This is a genomic window from Cupriavidus alkaliphilus (assembly GCF_900094595.1).
GTDB classification, from domain to species: domain Bacteria; phylum Pseudomonadota; class Gammaproteobacteria; order Burkholderiales; family Burkholderiaceae; genus Cupriavidus; species Cupriavidus alkaliphilus.
Window position 1 is genome coordinate 120,637 of sequence record NZ_FMAD01000008.1, and the last position, 25,222, is coordinate 145,858.

22 protein-coding genes are annotated in these 25,222 nt (G+C 68.2%); 14 read left to right on the forward strand and 8 right to left on the reverse strand.

The genetic code is table 11. From position 1 onward, the window contains the following. Positions 1-207: 207 nt before the first annotated feature. The 3 genes from GA0116996_RS17925 to GA0116996_RS17935 form a co-directional block, all read right to left on the reverse strand. The gene (locus GA0116996_RS17925; protein WP_092314327.1) at positions 208-1,191 is read right to left on the reverse strand and encodes a chemotaxis protein; all 984 of its coding nucleotides are present in this window, start codon (positions 1,189-1,191) and stop codon (positions 208-210) included. A gap of 141 nt (positions 1,192-1,332) precedes the next feature. Then, entirely contained in the window at positions 1,333-1,593 is a 261-nt protein-coding gene (locus GA0116996_RS17930) for a MoaD/ThiS family protein (RefSeq protein WP_092314329.1), read from the reverse strand. 28 nt (positions 1,594-1,621) lie between these two features. Next, positions 1,622-2,794: a beta propeller repeat protein gene (locus GA0116996_RS17935; protein ID WP_092314331.1), complete on the reverse strand. Its 1,173-nt coding sequence runs from the start codon at positions 2,792-2,794 to the stop codon at positions 1,622-1,624. 578 nt (positions 2,795-3,372) lie between these two features. Here GA0116996_RS17935 and GA0116996_RS17945 point away from each other — a divergent pair. Continuing rightward, entirely contained in the window at positions 3,373-3,996 is a 624-nt protein-coding gene (locus GA0116996_RS17945) for an N-acetyltransferase (protein ID WP_092314333.1), read from the forward strand. Between the two features lie 15 nt (positions 3,997-4,011). On the opposite strand, the gene GA0116996_RS17950 is transcribed toward GA0116996_RS17945, so the two are convergent. Next, on the reverse strand, positions 4,012-4,221 hold the full coding sequence (locus tag GA0116996_RS17950) for a hypothetical protein (RefSeq protein ID WP_092314335.1): 210 nt from the start codon (positions 4,219-4,221) through the stop codon (positions 4,012-4,014). 467 nt (positions 4,222-4,688) lie between these two features. Here GA0116996_RS17950 and GA0116996_RS17955 point away from each other — a divergent pair, with 467 nt between their 5' ends. Further along, positions 4,689-6,092 carry an NCS2 family permease gene (locus GA0116996_RS17955; protein WP_092314337.1) on the forward strand — a complete coding sequence of 468 codons (1,404 nt, stop codon included), beginning with the start codon at positions 4,689-4,691 and terminating at the stop codon, positions 6,090-6,092. Positions 6,093-6,238: 146 nt separating this feature from the next. On the opposite strand, the gene GA0116996_RS17960 is transcribed toward GA0116996_RS17955, so the two are convergent. Further along, positions 6,239-6,649: a VOC family protein gene (locus GA0116996_RS17960; protein WP_092314339.1), complete on the reverse strand. Its 411-nt coding sequence runs from the start codon at positions 6,647-6,649 to the stop codon at positions 6,239-6,241. Positions 6,650-6,975: 326 nt separating this feature from the next. On the opposite strand from GA0116996_RS17960, the gene GA0116996_RS17965 reads away from it, so the two are divergent. Beyond that, positions 6,976-7,284: an H-NS histone family protein gene (locus GA0116996_RS17965; RefSeq protein ID WP_092314341.1), complete on the forward strand. Its 309-nt coding sequence runs from the start codon at positions 6,976-6,978 to the stop codon at positions 7,282-7,284. An 86-nt stretch (positions 7,285-7,370) separates the two neighbouring features. Here GA0116996_RS17965 and GA0116996_RS17970 read toward each other — a convergent pair whose 3' ends face one another. Continuing rightward, positions 7,371-7,955 carry a hypothetical protein gene (locus tag GA0116996_RS17970; protein WP_092314343.1) on the reverse strand — a complete coding sequence of 195 codons (585 nt, stop codon included), beginning with the start codon at positions 7,953-7,955 and terminating at the stop codon, positions 7,371-7,373. Positions 7,956-8,484: 529 nt separating this feature from the next. Here GA0116996_RS17970 and GA0116996_RS17975 point away from each other — a divergent pair. Next, positions 8,485-9,513 carry an AraC family transcriptional regulator gene (locus GA0116996_RS17975; RefSeq protein WP_243419694.1) on the forward strand — a complete coding sequence of 343 codons (1,029 nt, stop codon included), beginning with the start codon at positions 8,485-8,487 and terminating at the stop codon, positions 9,511-9,513. Positions 9,514-9,526: 13 nt separating this feature from the next. On the opposite strand, the gene GA0116996_RS17980 is transcribed toward GA0116996_RS17975, so the two are convergent. After that, positions 9,527-10,447 carry a LysR family transcriptional regulator gene (locus tag GA0116996_RS17980; RefSeq protein ID WP_092314347.1) on the reverse strand — a complete coding sequence of 307 codons (921 nt, stop codon included), beginning with the start codon at positions 10,445-10,447 and terminating at the stop codon, positions 9,527-9,529. A 106-nt stretch (positions 10,448-10,553) separates the two neighbouring features. Between GA0116996_RS17980 and GA0116996_RS17985 the strand changes: the two genes are divergently transcribed. Then, positions 10,554-11,780, forward strand: coding sequence for an MFS transporter (locus GA0116996_RS17985; RefSeq protein WP_092314349.1), 1,227 nt, complete (start codon positions 10,554-10,556; stop codon positions 11,778-11,780). 17 nt (positions 11,781-11,797) lie between these two features. Here the strand turns inward: GA0116996_RS17985 and GA0116996_RS17990 are convergent, their stop codons facing one another. Next, on the reverse strand, positions 11,798-13,024 hold the full coding sequence (locus tag GA0116996_RS17990; protein WP_092314351.1) for an NnrS family protein: 1,227 nt from the start codon (positions 13,022-13,024) through the stop codon (positions 11,798-11,800). Between the two features lie 234 nt (positions 13,025-13,258). Here GA0116996_RS17990 and GA0116996_RS17995 point away from each other — a divergent pair, with 234 nt between their 5' ends. From GA0116996_RS17995 to mobB, 9 genes are all read left to right on the forward strand, one after another. Beyond that, positions 13,259-14,539 (forward strand): MFS transporter, encoded by a 1,281-nt coding sequence (locus GA0116996_RS17995; RefSeq protein ID WP_181487027.1) that lies wholly within the window; start codon positions 13,259-13,261, stop codon positions 14,537-14,539. Between the two features lie 54 nt (positions 14,540-14,593). Beyond that, the gene (locus tag GA0116996_RS18000) at positions 14,594-15,979 is read left to right on the forward strand and encodes a NarK family nitrate/nitrite MFS transporter (RefSeq protein WP_092314355.1); all 1,386 of its coding nucleotides are present in this window, start codon (positions 14,594-14,596) and stop codon (positions 15,977-15,979) included. 189 nt (positions 15,980-16,168) lie between these two features. Continuing rightward, complete coding sequence (locus GA0116996_RS18005; RefSeq protein WP_092314357.1) at positions 16,169-19,906, forward strand: nitrate reductase subunit alpha; 3,738 nt, start codon at positions 16,169-16,171, stop codon at positions 19,904-19,906. After that, positions 19,903-21,453: a nitrate reductase subunit beta gene (gene narH / locus GA0116996_RS18010; RefSeq protein ID WP_092314359.1), complete on the forward strand. Its 1,551-nt coding sequence runs from the start codon at positions 19,903-19,905 to the stop codon at positions 21,451-21,453. Before GA0116996_RS18005 ends, narH begins: the two co-directional genes overlap by 4 nt. A gap of 27 nt (positions 21,454-21,480) precedes the next feature. Next, entirely contained in the window at positions 21,481-22,146 is a 666-nt protein-coding gene (gene narJ / locus GA0116996_RS18015; protein ID WP_092314361.1) for a nitrate reductase molybdenum cofactor assembly chaperone, read from the forward strand. A 192-nt stretch (positions 22,147-22,338) separates the two neighbouring features. Continuing rightward, the gene (gene narI / locus GA0116996_RS18020) at positions 22,339-23,022 is read left to right on the forward strand and encodes a respiratory nitrate reductase subunit gamma (RefSeq protein ID WP_092314363.1); all 684 of its coding nucleotides are present in this window, start codon (positions 22,339-22,341) and stop codon (positions 23,020-23,022) included. A gap of 27 nt (positions 23,023-23,049) precedes the next feature. Continuing rightward, positions 23,050-23,802, forward strand: a complete 753-nt coding sequence (locus tag GA0116996_RS18025) for a peptidylprolyl isomerase (protein WP_092314365.1) — start codon at positions 23,050-23,052, stop codon at positions 23,800-23,802. 15 nt (positions 23,803-23,817) lie between these two features. Further along, a complete protein-coding gene (locus GA0116996_RS18030; protein ID WP_092314367.1) occupies positions 23,818-24,534 on the forward strand; it encodes a carbonic anhydrase in 717 nt (238 codons plus the stop codon). Further along, complete coding sequence (gene mobB / locus GA0116996_RS18035; RefSeq protein WP_092314369.1) at positions 24,531-25,088, forward strand: molybdopterin-guanine dinucleotide biosynthesis protein B; 558 nt, start codon at positions 24,531-24,533, stop codon at positions 25,086-25,088. The genes GA0116996_RS18030 and mobB overlap by 4 nt, the downstream gene beginning before the upstream one ends. Positions 25,089-25,222 lie beyond the last annotated feature (134 nt).

Consider the following 25,222-nt stretch of genomic DNA (forward strand, 5'->3'; position numbering starts at 1 on the left):
GGGAGCGCACCGGCGGGCCCGACTTGTCCACAGGAAATATCCACAGGATCAGTGGATATCCCCCCTCTTGACAACCGCAAAGGGCGCGCCCGCGCTGGAACGCGCTGGAGTGCCCGTTTTATAGGCAACCGACCGGCGTACGGGAATGGTTGCGGGCGCTTGCATTTTGTGCCTGCCGTCTGTACCCGCGGCGGCGTGCTTGACGAGTCAGCACCGCGGGGTCAGCACCGCGCGGATGGTGTCGGCAAGTTCCTTGGCGACAAACTTGGCCACATAGGCGTCGGCGCCCACCTTGCGCACATGTTCTTCGCTGGCCTCGCCCGACAGTGACGAGTGAATCACCACCGGCAGCGATTTCAGCCGGCTGTCGGCCTTGATCTTGCGGGTCAGCGTAAAGCCGTCCATCTCGGGCATTTCCAGGTCGGTCAGGACCAGCGCGACGTCGTCCTGCACCGATCGGCCATGGCTGGCGGCCTCGGCCGCGATACGGTCGAGCAGTTCCCAGGCCTCCTTGCCCGACTTGGTCATCACCACCGGCGCGCCCAGCGCCTTCAGGCCCTGCTCGATCAGCCCGCGCGCCAGCGCGGAGTCGTCGGCGGCGATCACTTTGGCGCCGGGGCGCAAGTGCAGCTGCGGACCGACCTCGCCCGGATCCACGTCAGGCTGGCGCGTCGGCAGCACGTCGCGCAGGATCTGCTCGACGTCGAGCACCTGCACCAGGCGCGCCCCTTCGGCACCGCCCTCGGCCCCGTCCGCGCCGCCTTCCAGCTTGGCGATGCTGGTCACATGGCCGGTGCGCACGCTGGCCTCGGCCGAATGCACCTGGTTCCATTCCAGCCGCACGATTTCCTCGACGGCTTCGACCGCAAAGCCCTGGGTCGAGCGGGCGTATTCGGTGACCAGCAGGATGCCCAGGCCGCCGCGCGGCTTGCAGCCGACCAGCCGCGGCAGGTCGATCACCGGGATCACCTGGCCGCGGATGTCAGCCATGCCCAGGATCGACGGGTCGGCGCCGACCACGGTCGTCACCGGGGGCATCACCAGGATCTCGCGCACCTTGAAGACGTTGATGCCGAACAGCTCCGACTGGCCGGAATGTTCCGCCTCGCCGAGCCGGAACAGCAGCAGCTCGAACTGGTTGTTGTTGGTGAGGTTAGTCCGTTCGTCGATGTCCCTCATGGAACTGCTCATGCGTCGCTCCCGTGCCGTGCTTGTGGTGTGTTGCCGCCATCGTTGTCATCTGCCTGCGGCCGCGGCGGATGGCGCACGGCAGGGTTCATGACTGGATATCGGCCGGGGGCACGGGGAGTTGAGCGGCGCCGCGGCCGGGGGCTAGCCCCCGGCCAGTGCCTGCAGGATATGGACCTCGTCGGTCTCCTGCAGCGGCGCATCGAGGCGCATCAGCTGGGTGCGGTTGACGAAGACGCGGATATACGGGCGCAGCTTGCCCTGCTCGTCGACGATGCGAAAACGCATGCCGGGAAACTGGCGCTCGAGGTCGTCGAGCAGCTCGGCAATGCTGGCACCGCGGGCCTCGACATATTCGCGCTGTCCGGTATAGGAGAACAGCGGCGTCGCGATACGGACCTGCATGGGAAATCCTCCGGCGCGGCAGCAGCGATCAGGCCGGACGCGCCACGCTGACCGCGTAGATCTGCGGCAGGTTGCGGGCGATGCATTGCCAGGCCTCGCCTTCATCGGCGCTGGCCCACAGCTCGCCGCCGGTGGTGCCGAAGTACACGCCCACCGGTGCGTGGCCGTCGGTTGCCATGGCCTGCCGCTTGACCGTGAACCAGCCCTGTTCGGCGGGCAGGCCGCGGTCCTGCCGCTGCCAGGTCTCGCCGCCGTCGCGCGTGACATAGGCGGCGGGCCGGCCGCCCGGGCTGACGCGCGGCCACACATCGCTGCCATCCATCGGGAACACCCACACCGTGCGCGGGTCGCGCCGGTGCGCCACGATCGGGAAGCCGATGTCGCCGACTTCGGCCGGCATCGCCTCGCCGATGCGCTTCCACACGCCTTCGCGGCGGTCCATCCGGTAGATGCCGCAATGGTTCTGCTGGTACAGGATGTCGGGGTTGGCAGGATGCTGCAGCATGCAGTGCGGGTCCTGGCCGTATTCCGGGTTGGGATCGGGCAGGAAGTTGGCGATGCTGCCGCGGTTCAGCGGCTTCCAGTCGGCGCCGGCGTCGGTGCTCTCGAACACGCCGCCGCTGGACATGCCGATATACAGGTGGCGCGCATCGCGCGGGTCGACCAGCACGGAATGCAGCTTGGGACCGTCGGGGGTGCCGTCCTGCTCGCCGCCGGTCCAGCTGCGCCACATCGGATGGTCATTGAAGCCGGACACCGGCTCCCAGGTCGCGCCATGGTCGGCACTGCGGAACAGCCCCTGCGGCGAGGTGCCGGCGTACCAGGTGCCGGGTTCGCTGGCATGGCCGGGGGTGAGCCAGAACACGTGGTCGACGACGCGGCCGGTCTCGCCCTCGGGCACCTTGTCGAAGGCGGGCGGGCGCGCCGCCTCGGTCCAGTTGCGGCCGCCGTCGGTGGAGCGGAACACGGTCGGCCCCAGGTGGCCGGTGCGCGCCGCCATCAGCACGCGCGACGGGTCGCGCGGGTCCTGCACGATATGGTGGATGGTATGGCCGAGGAAGGTCGGGCCGTCGATTTGCCAGCTGCGGCGCGCGGGGTCGCTGGTCAGGAACCAGGCGCCCTTGGTGGTGGCCACCAGCAGGCGGACCGGGCCGGTATCCGCGCCGTGGCCAGCAGATTCAGGAATGGGGGAAGTCGTCATCTTGGCTCCTGCAAGAAGGCCGGTGAACGATGTTTCCGAGTCTAGTACATGTAGACAGTGTTCACAATGAACGATCACGACGGCCCGTGCCAGCCCCCTTGCACGCGCCCGCGGGCAACAGAAGTAGAACGGAGTTCACTGCCGAAGCCCGCAACTTGGCTGGACATTACCGATAAAGTGTGGCATAAGCAATGTTCCTTCGCACCCTTGCGCCCCCAGCCTCCATGCCTTGCTTCGCCCGTTTCGCCACCCTGAACCGCCCGGCCCAGCCGGCGGCAGGCGCGCGCGTGCGCACCGCGCGGCAAGGCTTTGCCCTTGGCCTGGCCAGGCTCTTCCCCGCCTGCAACCAGGTCCGTCGCGCCGTGCTTTTCCTGGCCGTGCGGGCAGTTCGGGGCGCCACCCTCCAGCCCTGAGCTTTCCCGCACGGCCCATGTCGCGGATGCCATCCGGCACCCGCTCGATCATGCAGCCAGGAGAAAGCCAGACATGTCACCGCTCTACCGCCATACCTTCTGCGCCATGGTGGCGCTCGCCGCCCTCTACCTGCTCCTCAATTCCTGAGCGGGTGGGAGACTGCCATGGCGAATTTTCATGCCCCGCGCCTGCCGGTGCCGGCGCTGCCGCGCGCGCTCGAACTGCGCATCGACGTTGACCTGGCACCCGCCGAGATCGAGCGCGAACTCGACGCCCTGCACGGCCGCATCGGCCGGCCGGGCGACCGCCTCCATGCGATGCCTGCCCTGCCGGCAGGCGCGCCCGGCCTGCGCCTGCGCTACCGCGAGGCGGACGGCGAGTACTACGTGTATGTGGAGGACGTGATGCAGCGCCGGCTGGCCGGTTATACCGTCTTCAACCGGCTGATCGAGGTCGGCCGCCGGGCCGATCCGTGGGTGCGGGCGCCGCATAGCAAGTTTGCGCCCGCTTACCAGCGCCGCGGCCTGGCCCGGGCGCTCTATCGCTGGGCGCTGGACGGCGGGCTATGCCTTCTGAGCGGCGCGCGGCAATCGGCCGGCGCCCACGCGCTATGGCTGGCGCTGGCCCCCGACTACGCCATGGGCTATGTCGATTTGCGCAGCAAGACGCTGACGTGGCTCGGCGAAGCCGTCGATGCCGCCACGCGCGATGGGCTGCATACGCGGATGCTGCTGCTCGGCCGCGGCTGGACGCTGGAGGCGTTCATGGCCCGCACCGGCATGTACTGACGCAGCGCGGTTGGCTTACAGCCAGCGGATCGGCGCGGCCTCGCGGGCATTGGCCGCGTACAGCGTCCAGCCCTGCGCAAAGTAAGCGCGCACGCGCGCGGCCAGCGACTGGCCGCCGCCCATGCGGGCGTAATAGGCGACATCGCGCGTCGGCTGCGCCGCCACGGGCTGCGAGGCCTTCGGCTGTGCGGGCTGGCGATAGAGGGTGTCGGCGAGTGCTTGCATGGCGATTTTCCTTTTTCGGTCGGAAACAGGTTTAGTGTCTCGTGAAGCACTTCTGGCCGGGATTCGGCCTGGGTCGCGAGACGATTCAGGGTTATCCCTAGTATAGAGAAGTCGACCGCCGGGCATCCGGGTCATTCCCTATAGGCCGTATATGCATCGCCTGATAACGGCAGCCGCCGAAAACGCCACCTGCAGCGGCCGCGACATCTGGAGATACCCATGCATCACATTCGATATTCTCCGTCGCACATGCCGCGCATTGAGCGTCGGTGATGATGGCACGCGCCGCCTCACCTAGCCTTCAGCCTTGCCCGGATCACGCCCACAGAAGGCACCGACAAGCGGCACACCGATAACAGCGGGGTTGGCCAGGATTTCCGCCTCCAGCCCAGACCAGAACCACGTGAGACCGCCTGACGACGTTCCGCACGACGGACGTTGCAGCGCCCGCAAGGAGACAGCTCATCATGATCGAACAACCCTATCCGTCGTCCGCGGCGGAGGCCGATCCCGCACGCCCCCACGTCCCCCATGTTCCGGAAGTCAAAGGCCGGCTCGACGCGTTCTTCGAGATCACCGCGCGCGGCAGCACCCAGCGCCAGGAAGTGGTGGCCGGCGTCACCACCTTCATGGCCATGGTCTACGCCGTCTTCGTCGTGCCGGGCATGCTCGGCAAGGCCGGCTTCGACACCAGCGCGGTCTTTGTCGCGGTGTGCCTGACCACGGCCTTCGGCTCGCTGCTGATGGGCCTGTGGGCCAAGCTGCCGATCGCCATCGGCTGCGCCATCTCGCTGACCGCGTTCATGGCCTTCGGCCTGGTGCTGGGCCAGGGCCTGTCGCCGGCGGTCGCGCTCGGCGCGGTGTTCCTGATGGGCCTGATCTTCACCGCGATCTCGGTCACCGGCGTGCGCAGCTGGATCCTGCGCAACCTGCCGGCCGGCGTGGCGCACGGCACCGGCATCGGCATCGGCCTGTTCCTGCTGCTGATCGCCTCGAATGAAGTCGGGCTGGTGGTCAAGAACACGCATGCCGGCCTGCCGGTGGCGCTGGGCAAGATCACCTCGTTCCCGGTGGTGATGTCGGTGCTGGGCCTGGCCGCGATCTTCGGGCTGGAGCGCCGCAAGGTGCCGGGCGGGATCCTGCTGGTGATCATCGCCATCTCGGCGCTGGGCCTGGCCTTCGATCCGGCGGTGAAGTTCACCGGCGTGTTCGCGCTGCCGTCGCTGAGCGCACCGGGCCACGAGTCGCTGATCGGCGCCATGGACGTGCGCGGCGCGCTGACCGCCGCCGTGCTGCCGAGCGTGCTGGCACTGGTGATGACCGCGGTGTTCGACGCCACCGGCACCATCCGCGCCGTCGCCGGGCAGGCCGGGCAGCTCAATGCCGCCGGCCATATCCACAACGGCGGACGCGCGCTGACCGCGGACTCGGTCAGCTCGATCTTCTCGGGCATGTTCGGCGGCGCCCCGGCCGCGGCCTATATCGAGTCGACCGTCGGCGTCGCCGCCGGCGCCAAGACCGGCCTGACCGCGGTGGTGGTGGGCCTGCTGTTCGTCGCGGTGATGTTCTTCTCGCCGCTGGCCGCGCTGGTGCCGTCGTACGCCACCGCGCCCGCGCTGATGTACGTCGGCCTGCTGATGCTGTCGAGCGTCAGCCGCCTGCACATGGATGACCTGGTCGACGCACTGGCCGGCCTGGTCTGCGCCGTGTTCATCGTGCTGACCTGCAATATCGTCACCGGCATCATGCTCGGCTTCTGCACCCTGGTGGTGGGCCGCGTCGTGGCCGGCGAATGGCGCAAGCTCAATCTCGGCACCGTGGCGATCGCGGTGGTGCTGGCTGCGTTCTACGCCGGCGGCTGGGCGATCTGACGCCGCCGCGCATGACCGCGTCCCGGCTGCTGCCGGGACGCTGACAACCAGATGTCTCCTCCACCGCGATCCAGGTGGATTTCAAGCCCGGGCTTCCTGCTTTCCCGGGCTGTTTTTTTTGGCGCTGGCCGGGCGCGATGGCACCTTCATTGCGACGCCTGCATTGCCGCCATATCCATGTACACCAGCTCCCAGACATGGCCGTCCAGGTCCTGGAAGCCGTGGCCATACATAAAGCCCAGGTCCATTGGCGGCTTGTAGGTATTGCCGCCCGCCAGCACCGCGGCATTGACCATTTCATCGACGCGGGCCCGGGTTTCCATCGACAGGCAAACCAGCACTTCGGTGGCTTTGCGCGCATCGCAGATGTCATTGGGCGAGAACGTGCGGAACTTGGCTTCGGTGAGCAGCATCACGAAAATGTTCTCGCCGACGATCATGCAGGTGCCGGTATCGTCGGTAAATTGCGGATTGAAGGTAAAGCCCAGCTGGGTAAAGAAGGCAATCGACTTTTGCAGGTCGCGCACGGGTAAATTGAGAAAGATCTGCTGACTCATAGGGGGCTCCGGTAGTCGTGGCTTGGCACTGCGCGGGGCGCAGACAAACAGTCTAGGCGCTAAAGCCAGGCGGCGCGCGTAATTCGATTGGCCCTAAATGAGGGAAAAAAATAGGAAGCCCGGCGCAGCAAAACCGTCATTGAGGGGGCAATGTCGCGGCCATGGACGCGCCAATCGTTCCCGCATTGGGCGTGACAATCATAGCGACAAGCCGCCCGACAATCTGTCCGTGCAATCTGCGTTATTTTTTGTAAAATTTTTCCAGGTGCTCTGTCACCGGAATTTCTAGTACCATGCAGCGGCCTAATTGCAGAAAGGGGATATAAATGGCGACATACAAGCAACTCCTGGCTGAGAAGGAAGCGCTGGAAGCCAAGCTGAATGAAGTGCGCGCGACCGAAGTAGCGGGCGTGATCGATAAAATCCGCGACCTGATGACCGAATATGGCCTGACCGCGGAAGACATCCTGCCCCGGCGCAAGCGTGGCCGTCCTGCCGGCAGCAGCGCGCGCAAGACTGCCGCCGCCCTGCCCCCGAAGTACATGGACCCCAAGACCGGCAAGACCTGGTCGGGCCGCGGCCGTGCCCCGGCCTGGCTGGGCAAGCGCCCGGAGCGCTTCCTGATCGAGCAGTAAACCAGTCCTGCCCCGGGGCTCAGCGGACCGATCCGGTTGCCCGCTGCCCCGCAAACCCGTCCGCAGCCGGGGGGCCCGGACGGGTTTCACAACGCCTGACAGACATAATCCTTGCGCAGCGCCCTGAAGCCCTGCTGCGTCGGCTCGGCCGCCAGGCGCGCGCCGCCGTCGGCCAGCGGCTGCAGGCGCAAGATCCGCGCCGAACACTGGCTGGCGGTCTCGTCCCGCTGGTAGCGGATCTCGTACTGCGCGCCAGCCACCGGCACGAACGACACGCCCGCGGCGCAGCGCATCTCGGGCAGCGGCGGCGCGGCCGCCGAAGTTACCGCCACATAGATGCGCCGGCCCGCCTCGACCAGCCGTTCACGGGTGCGCGCGGCCGGCTCCGGCGAACGCCCGGCCATGTCGAGGCCGCGCTCCCTTCCCATCGCCGACAACTGCCTGCCCATCCCCGCCAGCACCAGCGGCCGGGCCGGATCCGGACACCCGGCCGGATCGACGATGGTGAACGAGGTGTTTTCGTCGGTGCTGGTCACCAGCCGCACGCTGGCGGACGGCGCACCGGCAGGTACCCGGTATTGCGCCACGCAACCCGACACCGCCGCGGCGGTGGCAAGCAATGGCAACACGGCAAGGCGGCGCGGGAAGGCGAACGACCGGTCATGGCGCATGGCGGCGGGCAGATTGAGTCGCGGAATGTGGATGCCGGGCTGGGTACAGCGTTGGCGGCACGATGACGCAAAATGGGCCATGGATGCCGTCGGATCGCGCTGCGGCCCACCCAACCGTCGGCGGCCGCTGGTGCCGGAGCTGTCCCGCCATGCCGCCAAAGCCACCCAGCATACCCGCTTCCACGGCCCACTGGCAGCCGCACAAACCCATGTTGAAAACTCCGACGTGATATCCACAGAATCTGTGGATATCCTGCCGCGCACTGTCCGAAAACCGCGGTCTGTGCGCCACCGCACCGGACTGCCCAAAATTTAAGCAACGGGTTGCAGCGACCCGCCAAGCCAGCCGCGACGCGGGCCTCACTGTCGCCTGGCATCCAAACACGCCTGCGTGAGCGTCCGTTAAGCTGCCTGGCCCACACTTCCGGCCGCCCCGCACCCTTGAAGGGCCCATCGTCACCGCGTAATCTCTTTCGTACCGGGGGCTGCACGGGCGCATTTGCGCCACTTTGCCAGCCAGAAAACGACGATGCCACAACAAGAGCCTATCCAGGCCGGGCCGTTGCCTCGTGACCTGCTGCACGCACTGCGTGAAGGCGGTTACGACGTATCGGCACTCGCGCCTGCCCCGGAATCCGACACCGACTCCGACTCCTGCGACCACCAACCCGCCGCGCACGCGGCCGACCCGCAACAGGCCATCCACCTGCTGCTGGCCGTCTATCACGCCACCGGCGACCCCGCCATCGGATTGTGGCTGGGCAGCCGGATGCCGCCCGACCTGCTCGGCCTGGCCGGCCTGCCCGCCATGGCCGGCCCGTCATTGGGCACGGCCCTGCGGCGCATCGCGCGCTACCAGAAGCTGCTCGCCGGCGACCGCGTGGAGCTGCGCCGCCAGGGCGACGAAGCCTGGGTCTGCATCCGCCCGAGCGATCCCGAGGCGCCCGACAGCCGGCCGCGCATCGACATGGAGCTGTGCTCGCTGCTGGCCTTCGGCCGGCGCTTCACGCGCAAGCCGCTGCATCCGCTGCGGGTATCGCTGCGCATCGGCCAGCCGGCCTGGCACCTGCGCTATACCGAGGCCTTCGACTGCCCGGTGCGCTTCGGCGAGCCCGAAGACGCGATCGTGTTCGGCCGCCGCGACCTGGCGCTGCGGCTGATGGCGCGCGACCGCTCCAGCCCCGCGGCACCGCCCGCCAGCCGCGACCTGCGGCCGGCAGCGGCCTCGCTCTACGATGTGCGCAGCGCCCTGCAGCAGCTGGCCGGCGACCGCGCCCTGAGCCTGGCCGCGGTGGCACGCCACCTCGACATCAGCGAGCGCACGCTGCAGCGCCGGCTGATGGCCGCCGGCACCAGCTTCCGCACGCTATGCGAAGACGCGCGGCGCGAGCTGGCCGGCCACTACCTGAGCGAAGGCGCGCTGTCGCTCGGCGAGATCGCGTTCCGGCTCGGCTTCGACGATGCCAACTCGTTCTTCCGCGCGTTCCGCCGCTGGACCGGCATGACGCCGGGCGACTACCGGCGCCACGCCATGCCCGCGGCCCAGCCGCCGGCATAGCGAGGGACCTGGCTCACCCGCCGCGGGGCCGCTCCCACGGCGGGTTGTCGCCAAAGCGCTCGGCCAGGAAATCGACGAAGGCGCGCACGCGCGGCGGCACCAGCCGCCGCTGCGGCATCACCGCATAGATGCCGGTGTCGGCCAGCGGGTAATCGGGCAACACCTGCACCAGCCGGCCGGCCTGCAGGTCGGCACAGACATGCCAGGCCGAATGCAGTGCGATGCCAAAGCCCGCCAGCGCCGCGTCGGACAGCAGCTCGCCGGTATTGGCCTCGATCCGGCCGCGTACGCGCACGGCAATCTCGCCGCCGGCGCCATCGCCCAGCCGCCAGACATCCTGCCGACCCTGGCTGCCCACCAGCAGCAGGCAATCGTGCCGCGCCAGGTCCTGCGGCGTGCGCGGCGTGCCGCGCCGGCGCAGGTAGTCGGGCGACGCGCACAGCAGCCGACGGTTGTTGGCCAAGCGGCGCGCGACCAGCGCCGAGTCGTCGAGCGCGCCGATGCGGATCGCCAGGTCGAAGCCCGCGCTGACCAGGTCGAGCACGTGGTCGCTCAGGTTGACGCTGAGCGATACCCCGGGATGCCGCACCAGGAATTCCGGCAGCAGCGGCGAGACGTAAAGCCGCCCGAACGACGACGACGTCGTCACCCGCAAGGTGCCGGTGATGCCGGTGCCGGCCTGCCGCAACGACGCCCCCAGCGCCTCCAGGTCGTCTACCAGCGCGCGCCCCTGCTCGGCCAGCACTGCGCCCTCGGGGGTCGCGTGCAGCCGCCGCGTGGTGCGATGCAGCAGGCGCACGCCCAGCTCGCGTTCCAGCCGCTGCAAGCGCTGGCTGGCCACCGCCACCGACAGGTCCAGGCTGCGCGCCGCGGCACTGATCGAGCCCAGGTCGAGCACGCGCAGAAACAGGCCGATATCGCCGATGCGGTCCATGATTCTCAATGGTTTATTGAAACTGATTATGGATCATGCCGGTTTTTGCTGAAGCCGGAAAGGGCCAGACTGCGGGCTTCGTACTCCCTTGCGACCCTCTTCGACCATGGCTTCCTCCCCTTCCACCCTCGCCGCTCCCGCCCGGGCCCGGCTCCCGATGGCGTTGTACGCGCTGACGGCCGGTTCCTTCGGCATCGGCTGCGCCGAATTCGTGATCATGGGCCTGCTGCTGCAGGTTGCGGCTGACCTGCAGGTGACCATCGCCGCCGCCGGCATGCTGGTGTCCGGCTACGCGCTGGGGGTGTTCGCCGGCGCGCCGGTGCTGACGCTGCTGACGCGCCGCATGCCGCGCAAGGCGGTGCTGCTGGCGCTGATGGTGATCTATACCGTCGGCAACGCCGCCTGCGCGCTGGCGCCCGACTACACCACGCTGATGATCGCGCGCGTGCTGACCTCGCTCACGCATGGCACCTTCTTCGGCGTCGGCGCCGTGGTCGCGACCGGGCTGGTGCCGGAGGACCGCCGTGCCTCGGCGATTTCCGTGATGTTTTCGGGCCTGACCCTGGCCACGCTGCTGGGCATGCCCGCCGGCGCCTGGCTGGGCCTGCACCTGGGCTGGCGCTCGACCTTCTGGGCCATGACGCTGGTCGGGCTGCTGTCGCTGGCGGTGATCGCGCTGCTGGTGCAGAAGAGCCAGGACCACGGCGCGCGCGTGGCGCTGCGCGACGAGCTGGCCACCATCGGCCGCCCGCAGGTGCTGCTGGGGCTGTTGATGACGGTGCTGCAGTCGATGGGGATCTTCGCCGTGATCACCTACGTGCAGCCGCTGCTGACACGCGTGTCGGGCTTTGGCGAGGCGGCGGTATCGCCGATCCTGCTGCTGTTCGGCGCCGGCATGATCATCGGCAACGTGCTGGGCGGCCGCTTTGCCGACCGCGCCCCGACGCGCGCCGTGCTGACTACGCTGGCGGCGCTGACGCTGGTGCTGGCGGCGATGACGCTGGCCATCCACAGCCAGGTGCTGGTGGTGGCCTTCGTCGGTATCCTCGGCGTCGCAGCCTTTGCCACGGTGTCGCCGCTGCAGCTGCGCGTGCTGCGCCACGCCCACGGCGCCGGCGAGAACCTGGCATCGAGCTTCAATATCGCCGCGTTCAACCTCGGCAACGGCCTGGGCGCGTGGATGGGCGGAGTGGTGGTCGACCACGGCCCGGGGCTGGCGGCACTGCCCTGGGTTGCGGCACTGGCGCCGATGGCGGCGCTGGCGGTGGCGTGGCTGAGCGTGAAGCGGGAACAAGGCGCGCGCGCCCGCGCGCCGATGGCGGCCTGCCCCTGAGCCCCCGCGCGATATCGTCAGCCCGGCTTGCCGTCCACCCGCGGACGCGCCAGCCGCGGTGCATACGTCAGCGCATAAAGTCCGAAGCCCGCCACCCAGCACGCGCCCGCGCCCCATACCCAGTGCAGGTAGCCGGCGGGCCAGGCCATCGGCCCGAATACGCGCAACACCGCCGCCGCGGCCACCAGCCAGTACGCCGCGGTCTCGGTGCGGCCGGCCACCAGCATGCGGCCGGTGTGGCCCAGCGCGGTGCGGGTAATCATGGCGATGATCGCCACGCCGAGCACGCCCACGGTGAACGCGTGCGTCGCCAGCCCGGCCATCACCAGGCCCAGCGCACCGAGCGCCTGCAGCAGCAGCGCCACCGGCAGCCACGCGTAGGCCAGGTGCAGCACCCACAGGATCGGCCGGTTGCCGACCGCATGGCCGCGCCACCCCGCCACGCGCGCACCCAGCACCAGCGCCGCCAGCAATGACAGCGCCGCCACCAGCCATCCGGGCACGGGCAGCAGGCCCGCCGCCAGCCCGAGCACCGCAGCGGGAATCACCAGCCGATCCACCTGCCGGTTCTGGCGCAACCGGAAGCCGGGAATCGCATTGGTGGTGAACATCGGGATCACGCGCCCGCCGATCACCACCACGAACAGCGTCACCAGCGCCACGCCGGCGCGGCAGGCCAGCATCGCGCCTGCGTCATGGCCGCGCGCCTGCAGCCACAGGCTGGCGATATCGGCCAGCGCCAGCAGCCATAGCGCGAGCGCCAGCGGATAGTTGCGGCGATTGCCGCCGCGCACCAGCGTGCGCGTAAAGGCCAGCGCCGCCAGCGGCAGGAACGCGGCTTCGATGGCGAAGGCAACGGTGCCCGGCGCCACCCACAGGCCCACGCGTCCGGCCAGCCACAGCCCGAACAGCACGGCCAGTGCCGCGCCGGTCGGCGTGGGCTGCCCGGTCCAGGCCCGTCCCGCCGTGAACAGGAAACCCACCACGATCGCCGCGCCAAAGCCGAACACCATTTCGTGCGCATGCCAGAACATCGCCGGCAGCGCCGGTGCCGGCGCGAACGCGTGCACGCCGGCCAGCATTGCCGACCACGCCGCGATCGCCAGCGCGGCAAACACCGCGCCGCCCAGATAGAACGGGCGGAAGCCCAGCGCAAACAGGGCAAAGCCACGTGGCGGCGGGCCCGCAGGGGCCTTGCCGGAAGGCGGCATGCGCCGCGCGGGAAGGATGGGAATGGTGTCCATGACTGGAGAGCGCAATGAGGATGCGGCGCGGGTTTCGCCGCGGCGGCGCAACGTGATGCGCCGCAAGTCGTCCCCACGATAGCACCGCCGCCGCGCCGGCGACCTCCCCCGGTAGAACTACTTCCAAAGGCAGTCAGCGCCCGCGCCTGCGCTGTGCGGCCGGCGAATAGGCAGCACCAGCGCCCGCCCCTACTCTGGCATCACCCCCGCCAAAGTTGACACAGGAGCATGGCCATGGCCACCCAACCCCGCGCGCCGGAGCCGATCCCGCCCGGCGCCGCAATAACACTGGCGTCCAGTACTTTTGCCTTCACCATCTGTTTTGCCGTGTGGATGCTGTTCGCGGTCCTCGGCATTCCCCTCAAGCAACAGCTCGGCCTCAACGACACCGAATTCGGCCTGCTCGCCGCCACCCCGGTGCTGAGCGGCTCGCTGATCCGCGTGCCGCTGGGGCTGTGGACCGACCGCTTCGGCGGCCGCATCGTGTTCTTCGTGCTGATGCTGGCCACCGTGATCCCGATCTGGCTGATCTCGTACGCGACCACGCTGTGGCAGCTGCTGGTGCTGGGCCTGTTCGTCGGCCTGGCGGGCGGCTCGTTCTCGGTCGGCACGCCCTACGTGGCGCGCTGGTTCCCGCGCTCGCGCCAGGGGCTGGCGATGGGCATCTTCGGCGCCGGCAACTCGGGCGCGGCGCTGACCAAGTTCGTCGCGCCGGCGCTGATCCTGGCGGCCGGCACCTGGACCGTGGTGCCGCGCGTGTATTCGGTGGCGATGCTGGTCACCGCGCTGCTGTTCTGGGTGTTCTCGCGCAGCAACCCGGCGCACATGGTCAAGTCCAGCGTCGGCTGGCGCGAGCAGCTGGCGGTGATGCGCGACCCGCGCGTGTGGCGCTACTCGCAGTACTACTCGGTGGTGTTCGGTGGCTATGTCGGCCTGTCGCTGTGGATGACCAAGTACTACATCGGCGAATACGGCTTCGACATCAAGGTGGCGGCCTTCCTCGCCGCCTGCTTCTCGCTGCCGGGCGGCGTGCTGCGCGCGATCGGCGGCTGGATCTCGGACCGCTACGGTGCCCATCGCACCACCTGGTGGGTGATGTGGGTGAGCTGGGTCGGCTTCTTCCTGCTCAGCTATCCGCAGACCGATTTCATCGTCCAGACCACCAGCGGCCCGCAGGCCTTCCGCATCGCGCTGACGCCCACGCTCTTCACCATCCTGCTGTTCGTGGTCGGCATCGCCTTCGCCATCGGCAAGGCCTCGGTGTTCAAGTTCATTTCCAACGACTTCACCCACAACATCGGCGCGGTTTCCGGCGTGGTGGGCCTGGCCGGCGGCCTGGGCGGCTTCGTGCTGCCGATCCTGTTCGGCATGCTGGCCGACCTGACCGGCGTGCGCAGCAGCTGTTTCATGCTGATGTACGGCACCGTGTGCGTGAGCCTGGTGTGGATGCATTACAGCCACCGCGCCGAACGCCAGCGCAAGGCCCAGGCCGTGGGCCTGACCCAGGCGGCCTGACGCGGCACTGACCACCCTGCGCCTGCGCGCATTCTTCCTCAAGGCACACTGATCATGACCTCATCCGTACTCACCCGCTGGGAGCCCGAGAACGCGGCGTTCTGGCAAAGCGAGGGCGAGCGCATCGCCTACCGCAACCTGTGGATCTCGATCCCGGCGCTGATGCTGGCCTTCGTGGTCTGGATGCTGTGGAGCGTGGTCGCGGTCAACCTCGACCGCGCCGGCTTCCAGTTCACCAAGAACCAGCTGTTCTGGCTGACCGCGCTGCCGGCGCTGTCGGGCGCCACGCTGCGCATCTTCTACTCGTTCCTGGTGCCGGTGTTCGGCGGGCGCCGCTTCACCGCGATCTCCACCGTGCTGCTGCTGATCCCCGCGCTGGGCATGGGCTTCGCGCTGCGCGACCCGTCCACCGGCTATCCCACGCTGCTGGTGCTGGCGCTGCTGTGCGGGCTGGGCGGCGCCAACTTCAGTTCGTCGATGGCCAATATCAGCTTCTTCTTCCCCAAGGCGAAGAAGGGGCTGGCCACCGGGCTGAATGCCGGCATCGGCAACCTGGGCGTGTCGGTGGTGCAGTTCGTCACGCCGCTGGTGGTGTCGCTGGCGGTGTTCGGCGCGCTCGGCGGCGAGCCGCAGCAATACCAGGCCAACGGCGCCACGCAGAACCTGTGGCTGCAGAACGCCGGCTTTATCTGGGTGCCGTTCATCGTGGTGTCGGCACTGGCCGCGTGGTTTGGCATGCATGACATCGCCGACGCCAAGGCCTCGTTCGCCGAACAGGCCGTGATCTTCAAGCGCAAGCACAACTGGCTGATGTGCTGGCTCTACGTGGGCACTTTCGGCTCGTTCATCGGCTTCTCGGCCGGGCTGGCGCTGCTGACCAAGTCGCAGTTCCCGGGCGTGAACCCCACCGCCTATGCCTTCCTGGGGCCGCTGGTCGGGGCGCTGACGCGTCCCGTGGGCGGCTGGATCTCCGACAAGCTCGGCGGCGCGCGCGTCACGCTGTGGACCTTCGTCGGCATGATCGCGGCGGTGTTCGCGGTGCTGGCGGCGCTGCCGCACGACGGCGCCGGCGGCAACTTCACGTACTTCCTCGCGGCCTTCATCGCATTGTTTGCGCTGACCGGCATCGGCAACGGCTCGACCTTCCGCATGATCCCGGTGATCTTCCTGACCGAGCGCCAGCGCGCCGCGAAGGGCAAGGGCGACGCCGCGCAACGCCAGGCGCTGCAGGACGCCGGCAAGGAATCCGCCGCGGTGCTGGGCTTTTCGGGCGCGATCGGCGCCTACGGCGGCTTCTTCATCCCCAAGAGCTTCGGCACCTCGCTGGAGCTGACCGGTGCGCCCGACGCCGCGCTGTACTGCTTTATCGCCTTCTATGTCAGCTGCGTGCTGGTGACGTGGTGGCATTACGCGCGCCGCAACGCCCCCATGCCCTGCTGAACGCCCTGCCGGCCGGACTAGTTCTTCGGAACTAGGCCCGCGCCGGACACCTCCCCCGATCGCCACCCGGCGGCTGTTCCACCAGCGAATTGGCCGCCGCCCCGCTCCCCCATAAGCTCGAGGTGTCCCTGCAAATGCTCCCGGGCAACCGTCGGAGCCCCGCAGAATAGCCTCGCGGAGAACAAGCAAATGAGTCATTTCCTGGATCGACTGAAGTTCATGTCGCGCGTCAAGTCCACCTATGCGGACGGCCACGGCGCGGTGGTGAACGAAGACCGCAAGTGGGAAGACGGCTACCGCAGCCGCTGGCAGCACGACAAGATCGTGCGCTCCACCCACGGCGTGAACTGCACCGGCTCGTGCTCCTGGAAGGTCTACGTCAAGAACGGCCTGATCACCTGGGAAACGCAGCAGACCGACTACCCGCGCACGCGCCCGGACCTGCCCAACCATGAACCGCGCGGCTGCCCGCGCGGCGCCTCGTACAGCTGGTACGTCTACTCCGCGCAGCGCGTCAAGTACCCGATGATCCGCGGCCGGCTGATGGAAATGTGGCGCGAGGCCCGCAAGACCATGGACCCGATCGCAGCCTGGGAATCGATCAGCCAGGATCCGAAGAAGGCGGCACGGTACAAGAGCGTGCGCGGCCAGGGCGGCTTCGTGCGCGCCGACTGGAACACCGCCACCGAGATGATCGCCGCGGCCAACGCCTTTACCGTGAAGAAGTTCGGCCCGGACCGCGTGATCGGCTTCTCGCCGATCCCGGCGATGTCGATGGTGTCCTATGCCGCGGGCGCGCGCTACCTGAGCCTGCTCGGCGGCGCCTGCCTGTCGTTCTATGACTGGTACTGCGACCTGCCGCCGGCCAGCCCGCAGATCTGGGGCGAGCAGACCGACGTGCCCGAATCGGCCGACTGGTACAACTCCACCTACCTGATGGTGTGGGGCTCAAACGTGCCGCAGACGCGCACCCCCGACGCCCACTTCTACACCGAGGTGCGCTACAAGGGCACCAAGACCGTCGCGGTCTCTTCCGACTTCGGCGAGATGGTCAAGTTCGGCGATATCTGGCTGGCGCCGAAGCAAGGCACCGATGCCGCGCTGGCCATGGCGATGGGCCACGTGGTGCTCAAGGAATTCCATGCCAGCGGCAAGTCCGCGTACTTCCGCGACTATGTGAAGCAGTACACCGACATGCCGATGCTGGTGCTGCTGCGCGAGCATGGCGACACGCTGGTGCCCGACCACTTCCTGCGTGCCTCGCACCTGGCCGACAACCTCGGCGAAGCCAACCATCCGGAATGGAAGACGCTGCTGGTCGACGACGCCACCGGCGAGATCGTCGCGCCCAACGGCTCGATCGGCTTCCGCTGGGGCGAAGCCGCGCACAACGACGGCGCAAAGGTGGGCCGCTGGAACCTGGAACTGAAGGACGGCGGCAGCGGCCGCGCGGTCGAGCCGCGCCTGTCGCTGCTCGGCCACGGTGACGAAGTGGTCGAGGTCGGCTTCCCCTACTTCGGCGGCGAGCACGACGAGCTGCTGCGCCGCCGCGTGCCGGCGCGCCGCATCACGCTGGCCGACGGCAGCAGCGCGCTGGTGGCGACCGTGTACGACCTGCAGATGGCCAACTACGGTGTCGACCAGGGCCTGGGCGGTCCCAACGTGGCGTCGTCGTATGAGGACGACGTGCCCTACACCCCGGCCTGGCAGGAAAAGCACACCTCGGTGCCGGCCCGCCTGGTGACACAGGTTGCGCGCGAGTTCGCCGACAACGCCGATCGCACGCAAGGCAAGAGCATGGTGATCGTCGGTGCCGCGCTGAACCACTGGTACCACAACGACATGATCTACCGCGGCATCATCAACCTGCTGATGATGTGCGGCTGCATCGGCAAGAGCGGCGGCGGCTGGGCCCACTATGTCGGCCAGGAGAAGCTGCGCCCGCAGTTCGGCTGGGCCCCGCTGGCCTTCGGCCTGGACTGGTCGCGCCCGCCGCGCCAGATGAACGGCACCTCGTTCTTCTACAACCACACCAGCCAGTGGCGCCACGAGAAGCTGGCCGTCGACGAGATCCTGTCGCCGACCGCCGACCGCAAGCGCTATGACGGCCTGTCGCTGCTGGACCTGAACGCCAGGTCCGAGCGCATGGGCTGGCTGCCGTCGGCGCCTCAGCTCGGCACCAATCCGCTCGACGTGGTCGACGCGGCCGAACGGGCCGGCAAGGATCCGGTGGCCTACACGGTCGAGCAACTGAAGTCGGGCGCGCTGCAGTTCGCCTGCGACGATCCCGACAACCCGGCCAACTTCCCGCGCAATATGTTCGTGTGGCGCTCCAACATCCTGGGCAGCTCGGGCAAGGGACATGAGTATTTCCTGAAGTACCTGCTGGGCACACAGAACGCCGTGTTCGGCGACGAAGCCGACGCGATCACGCCGAGCGAAGTCAACGTGCGCCCGGCCGCCGAAGGCAAGCTCGACCTGCTGACCGTGCTCGACTTCCGCATGAGCACCACCTGCCTGTACGGCGACATCGTGCTGCCGACGGCAACGTGGTACGAGAAGGACGACCTCAACACGTCCGACATGCACCCCTTCATCCACCCGCTGTCCGAAGCCGTGCAGCCGCTGTGGGAAAGCAAGACCGACTGGGAGATCTACAAGGCCATTGCGAAGAAATTCAGCGAGATCGCCGGCCCGTACCTCGGCACGCGCAAAGACCTGGTCTGCACGCCGCTGCTGCACGACACCCCGGGCGAACTCGGCCAGCCATTCGAGCCGAAGGACTGGAAGGCCGGCGAGTGCGACCTGATCCCGGGCAAGACCGCGCCGTCGATGACGGTGGTCGAGCGCAACTACGCCGACATCTACAAGAAATTCACCTCGATCGGCCCGCTGCTGGACAAGCTCGGCAATGGCGGCAAGGGCATCAACTGGAACACCCAGCATGAGGTGAAGGAAATCGGCGACCTGAGCCACACGGTAACGGAGCCCGGCGTGAGCCAGGGCCGCCCGAAGCTCGAAACGGCCATCGACGCCGCCGAGATGATCCTGACCTTCGCTCCCGAAACCAACGGCCACGTCGCCGTCAAGGCGTGGGAAGCGCTGTCGAAGATCACCGGCCGCGACCACACCCATCTCGCCGAAGGGCGCGAGCACGACAAGATCCGCTTCCGCGACGTGCAGGCGCAGCCGCGCAAGATCATCTCCGCGCCGACGTGGTCGGGGCTGGAATCGGAAGAGGTCAGCTACAACGCCGGCTACACCAACGTGCACGAGCTGATCCCCTGGCGCACGCTGACCGGCCGCCAGCAGTTCTGGCAGGACCATCGCTGGATGCTGGACTTCGGCGAAGGCGCGTGCGTGTACAAGCCGGCCATCGACACCAAGACCGTGGCGCCGATGCTGGGCAAGAAGCCCAACGGCAATCCGGAGCTGGTGCTGAACTGGATCACGCCGCACCAGAAGTGGGGCATCCACTCCACCTATTCCGACAACCTGCGCATGCTGACGCTGTCGCGCGGCGGCCCGCACGTATGGATCTCGGAAGCCGAGGCCAAGGCCAACGGCATCCGCGACAACGACTGGGTCGAGGTCTTCAACGTCAACGGCACGCTGACGGCGCGCGTGGTGGTGTCGCAGCGCGTGCCCAAGGGCATGTGTTTGATGTACCACGCCCAGGAAAAGATCGTGAATGTGCCGGGCGCCGAAACCAGCGGCATGCGTGGCGGCATCCACAACTCGGTCACGCGCGCCGTGACCAAGCCCACGCACATGATCGGCGGCTACGCGCAGCTGGCCTACGGCTTCAACTACTACGGCACCGTCGGCAGCAACCGCGACGAGTTCGTGATCCTGCGCAAGATGAAGAAGGTCGACTGGCTCGAAGGGCCGCTCGTGGAATCGAACAAGGAAGGAGCAACGCAATGAAGATCCGCGCCCAGGTAGCCATGGTGCTGAACCTCGACAAGTGCATCGGCTGCCATACCTGCTCCGTGACCTGCAAGAACGTGTGGACCAGCCGCGACGGCGTCGAGTACGCGTGGTTCAACAACGTCGAGACCAAGCCCGGCATCGGCTATCCCAAGGAATGGGAGAACCAGGACAAGTGGCAGGGCGGCTGGAAGCGCAATGCCGACGGCACGCTCGAGCCGCGCCAGGGCGGCAAGCTGAAGATCCTGGCGAACCTGTTCGCCAATCCCAACCTGCCGGCGATCGACGAGTACTACGAGCCCTTCACTTTCGACTACGAGCACCTGCAGAAGGCGCCGCTGTCGCAGACTCCGCCCACCGCGCGCCCGGTCTCAGTGCTGACCGGCCGCAAGATGGAAAAGATCGAGTGGGGCCCGAACTGGGAAGACGACCTCGGCGGCGAGTTCAGCTCGCGCGGCCGCGACAAGCTCTTCGACGACGTGCAGAAGGAGATGTACTCGACCTTCGAGAACACCTTCATGATGTACCTGCCGCGCCTGTGCGAGCACTGCCTGAACCCGGCCTGCGTGGCCTCGTGCCCGTCGGGCTCGATCTACAAGCGCGAGGACGACGGCATCGTGCTGGTCGACCAGGACAAGTGCCGCGGCTGGCGCATGTGCATCTCGGGCTGCCCGTACAAGAAGATCTATTTCAACTGGCAGAGCGGCAAGGCCGAGAAATGCCTGTTCTGCTATCCGCGCATCGAGGCCGGCCAGCCTACGGTCTGCTCCGAGACCTGCGTCGGCCGCATCCGCTACCTCGGCGTGATGCTGTACGACGCCGACCGCATCGAGCAGGCCGCGTCGGTGGCCGACGAGCGCGACCTGTACCAGTCGCAGCTCGACGTCTTCCTCGATCCGCACGACCCGGCAGTGCAGGCCGAGGCGCTGCGCCAGGGCATCCCGCAAAGCTGGCTCGACGCCGCGCGCAAGTCGCCGGTCTACAAGATGGCGTGCGAGTGGAAGGTCGCCTTCCCGCTGCACCCCGAGTACCGCACGCTGCCGATGGTCTGGTACATCCCGCCGCTGTCGCCGATCCAGTCGGCGGCCGAAGCGGGCCACATGGGCATGAACGGCATCATCCCCGACGTCAAGAGCCTGCGCATCCCGGTCAAGTACCTGGCCAACCTGCTGACCGCGGGCGACGTGATGCCGGTGCTGTCGGCGCTGGACCGCATGCTGGCGATGCGTGCCTACAAGCGCTCGCAGGTGGTGGACGGCGTGCAGGACCTCGACGTGCTGAAGCAGGTGGGCCTGACGCCCGCGCAGGTCGAGGACATGTACAAGACCATGGCCATCGCCAACTACGAGGACCGCTTCGTGATCCCGTCCTCGCACAAGGAGATGGTCGAGGACAGCTTCAACGACAAGGCCAGCTGCGGCTTCACCTTCGGCAACGGCTGCTCGGGCGGCACTTCGGACGGCGCGCTGTTCGGCAAGAAGCCGCAGGGCAGCGTGCATTTCGTCGACATGCCCAGGTCGCGCAAGAAGGCCGTGATGAGCTGAACGCCCGCGAACGAACCGGAGAACAACATGCCCCTCTATCCCATCCTCAGCGCGCTGCTCGGCTATCCCGAGCAGGAACTGCTCGACGCGCTGCCCGAGATCGACACCGCGCTGGGCGAATGGCCGCAGGCGCGCGCGCTGCTGGCGCCGGTGACCGGCCTGCTGCGCAGCGAGACGCTGATCACGCTGCAGGAAAACTATGTCGCCACCTTCGACCGCAACCCGGCGCACTCGCTGCACCTGTTCGAGCACGTGCACGGCGAAAGCCGCGACCGCGGCCAGGCCATGGTCGACCTGATCGACGAGTACCGGCGCGCGGGCTTCGAGCCCGCGGCGTCCGAGCTGCCCGACTACGTGCCGCTGTTCCTGGAGTTCCTCGGCGCGCTTGCGGGCGACAGCAACGAGGCACGCGCCGAGCAGCTGCTGGGCGAAGCCATCCACGTGCTGGCCGCGATCGGCGACCGGCTCGCGCGCAACCAGAGTCCCTACGCCGGCGTGTTCGCCGTGCTGCGCACGCTCACCGACGTGCAGCCGCAAGCGCAGCAGGAGCCGCCGGTGCGGGACATGGACGAGGCGCTGGAAACCTTCGGCCCGGGCGCCGATGGCGTGGAGCCGCTGCTGGCCCCGCACACCGGGCCGCAGGCGGTGAAGTTCTACCCGCGTGGCACGGCGCCGGTGCCGGCGCCTTGCTGAAGTGCTTACGCGAGCCGACTGTTTGCTCCCCTCTCCCGCGTGCGGGAGAGGTGCGGGGGTGAGGGCGAAAGCTTCAACGAAGCGCCGGTGCTTAAACCACCCCTCACCCTACTCTCTCCCCTGAGGGGAGAGGGGAAAACAGTAGGCATAGACGGCGCCCAGCCAGCCCAATCCTCTCAACGAGCTCACACCATGGCAACCCTCCACCAATTCCTCTTCGGCATCTACCCGTACATCGCGCTTGCCATTTTCCTGTTCGGCAGCCTGGCCCGCTTCGAGCGCGAGCAATACACCTGGAAGACCGACAGCTCGCAGGTGCTGTACCGCGGCAACCTGCGCACCGGCAACATCCTGTTCCATGTCGGCATCCTGGGCCTGTTCTTCGGCCACCTGGTGGGCCTGCTGACCCCGGTGGCGGTGTGGGACGCGCTGGGCGTCTCGCACGGCTTCAAGCAGGGCGTGGCGATGGTCGCCGGCGGCGTGATGGGCACCATGTGCCTGGCCGGCCTGCTGATCCTGCTGCACCGCCGGCTGAGCAACGCACGCGTGTCCGCGGTGACCCGCACCGGCGACAAGGTGCTGCTGCTGTGGCTGCTGGTGACGCTGCTGCTGGGCCTGTCCACCATCTTCGAGTCGGCTGGCCATATGGACGGCCACATGATGGTGCAGCTGATGAACTGGGCACAGCACATCGTCACGCTGCGCGGCGACGCCGCCGGCTTTATCGCCGACGCCCCGCTGCTGTTCAAGGCGCACCTGTTCATGGGCATGACCCTGTTCGTGATCTTCCCGTTCACGCGGCTGGTGCATGTGTGGAGCGGCTTTGCCTCGCTCGGCTACCTCGGCCGCGCCTGGCAGCTGGTGCGCAGCCGCTGAGCGCCGCAAGCGCACAAGGAGAATCCGATGCCTGTCACCGTCAACGGCGTGGAACTGCGCGACGCCGATATCGAGCGCGAACTGGACCACCATCACGACGCCGCCAACCCGGCGCGGCTGGCCACCATCTCGGCGATCCTGCGCCTGCTGATGCGGGCCGAAGCCACGCGCACCGGCCTGGACGCCGAAGCCATGGATGACGACGCGCTGGCGCAGGCGCTGCTGGCGCGCGAGGCCGCCACGCCCGAAGCCGACGAAGCCAGCTGCCGCCGCCACTACGACAGCCACCCCGAGCGCTTCCGCGAAGGCGAATGGGTGGAGGCCGACCATATCCTGTTCCAGATCACGCCGCGGGTGCCGCTGGACGCGCTGCGCGAGGTCGCGGCGCAGACGCTGGCGCTGGTGCGCGGCGATCCCTCGAGCTTTGCTCATCATGCCAGCGCGCTGTCCAACTGCCCCAGCGGCGCCAACGGCGGCCGGCTGGGCCGCGTGTTCCGCGGCGAAACCGCGCCGGAGTTCGAGCGCGCACTGTTCGCGGCGCAGCAGGACGGCGTGCTGCCGCAGTTGCTTGAAACCCGTTATGGCCTGCATATCGTGCGCATCCTCGAGCGTTGCCCGGGCACGCGCCTGCCGTTCGAGGCGGTGCGCGGCGAGATCGCGCGCGCCCTCGGCGCCGCGGCGCGTGACCGCGCCTGGAAGCAGTACGCCAGCCTGCTGATCGGCCGCGCGCGCATCGAAGGCATCGAGCTCGAGGGCGCCGACAGCCCGCTGGTGCAATAGCGAGCGGAGGCGACCGTGCATCACATCGAACATCTGCTCAAGGGTTTCGAACGCTTCCAGCAACGCTATTTCGACGACGAGCCCGGGCTGTTCGACAGCCTGCGCACCGGCCAGCGTCCGCCGACGCTGCTGATCGGCTGCTGCGACTCGCGCGTCGACCCCGGCCTGCTGCTCGGCTGCGATCCGGGCGAGCTGTTTACCGTGCGCAATATCGGCAACCTGGTGCCCCCTTGCACCGGCCGCCACGAGGGCAGCCTGCACGGCGTGTCCGCGGCGATCCAGTTCGCGGTGCAGCAGCTGCGCGTGGCCCGCATCATCGTGATGGGCCATGGCGGCTGCGGCGGCATCCGCGCGCTGCTGGCGCAGCCGGCCGACGCCGGCGACCATGCGCCCGACGAGGGCGAGGATCCGGACTACCTCGGCGCGTGGGTCCGCATCGCCGCGCCGGCGCGGCGGCAGGTGGAGGAAACCCTGGGCGGGGCCAGCGCCGCGCAGCGCCAGCGCGCCTGCGAGCAGGCGGCGATCCTGGTGTCGCTGCGCAACCTGCAGACCTTCCCGTTCGTGCGGCGCGCCCTGGAAGCCGGCGCGCTGACGCTGCACGGCTGGTATTTCGATCTCCAGGCCGGCGCGCTGCTGGCCTATTCGCAGCGCGCCGATGCCTTCCTGCCGCTGGTATGTCCTTTGCCAGCCAGCGCCGCACCCGCCGCACCAACCGAATCCGTCACAACATGACTCCCTTTATCTTCGGCATCGCCGGCACCTCGGGCAGCGGCAAGACCACGCTGATTACCGCGCTGCTGCCGTGGTTTCGCACCCACGGCCTGACCGTCAACGTGATCAAGCACAGCCATCATCCGCTGGAACTCGAGCCCCCCGGCAAGGACAGCGCGCGCTTTCGCGCAGCCGGTGCCACGGAAGTAATGGTGGCCTCGCCCTATCGCTACGCCATCGTGCGCGAGCTGGCCAATGAAGCCGAGCCGACGCTTGCCGAGCAGGTGGCGCGGCTGCGGCCCGCGGACATCACGCTGGTCGAAGGCTTCCGCAGCGAGGATATTCCGCGCATCGAGGTGTATCGCCCAGCGCATGGACGTGCACCCTACTATCCCTGCGATCCTTCGATCGTTGCGGTGGCTACCGATGCGCGGCTCGACACCTTGCTGCCCTGCCTGCCGCTGGACCATACCGCGCAAGTGGGGCGGTTCATCCTCGCCCTGCGCGACCGCACCCAGGCGGATCCGCTCGACCCTGGCGCTTTCCTCAAAGCGATGGAGATGATCGCCATCTGAGGGCGTTTCCCGGCGGCATGTGCCGGATGCCGCGCCTGAATTTTCACCGCCGCGCCCACGCCAGTGCCCGCCCCGCCACCCGACTCGACAATTTCCGCACGCCGCCTATCTTTAGGGTGCCAGTACCGTCGCCG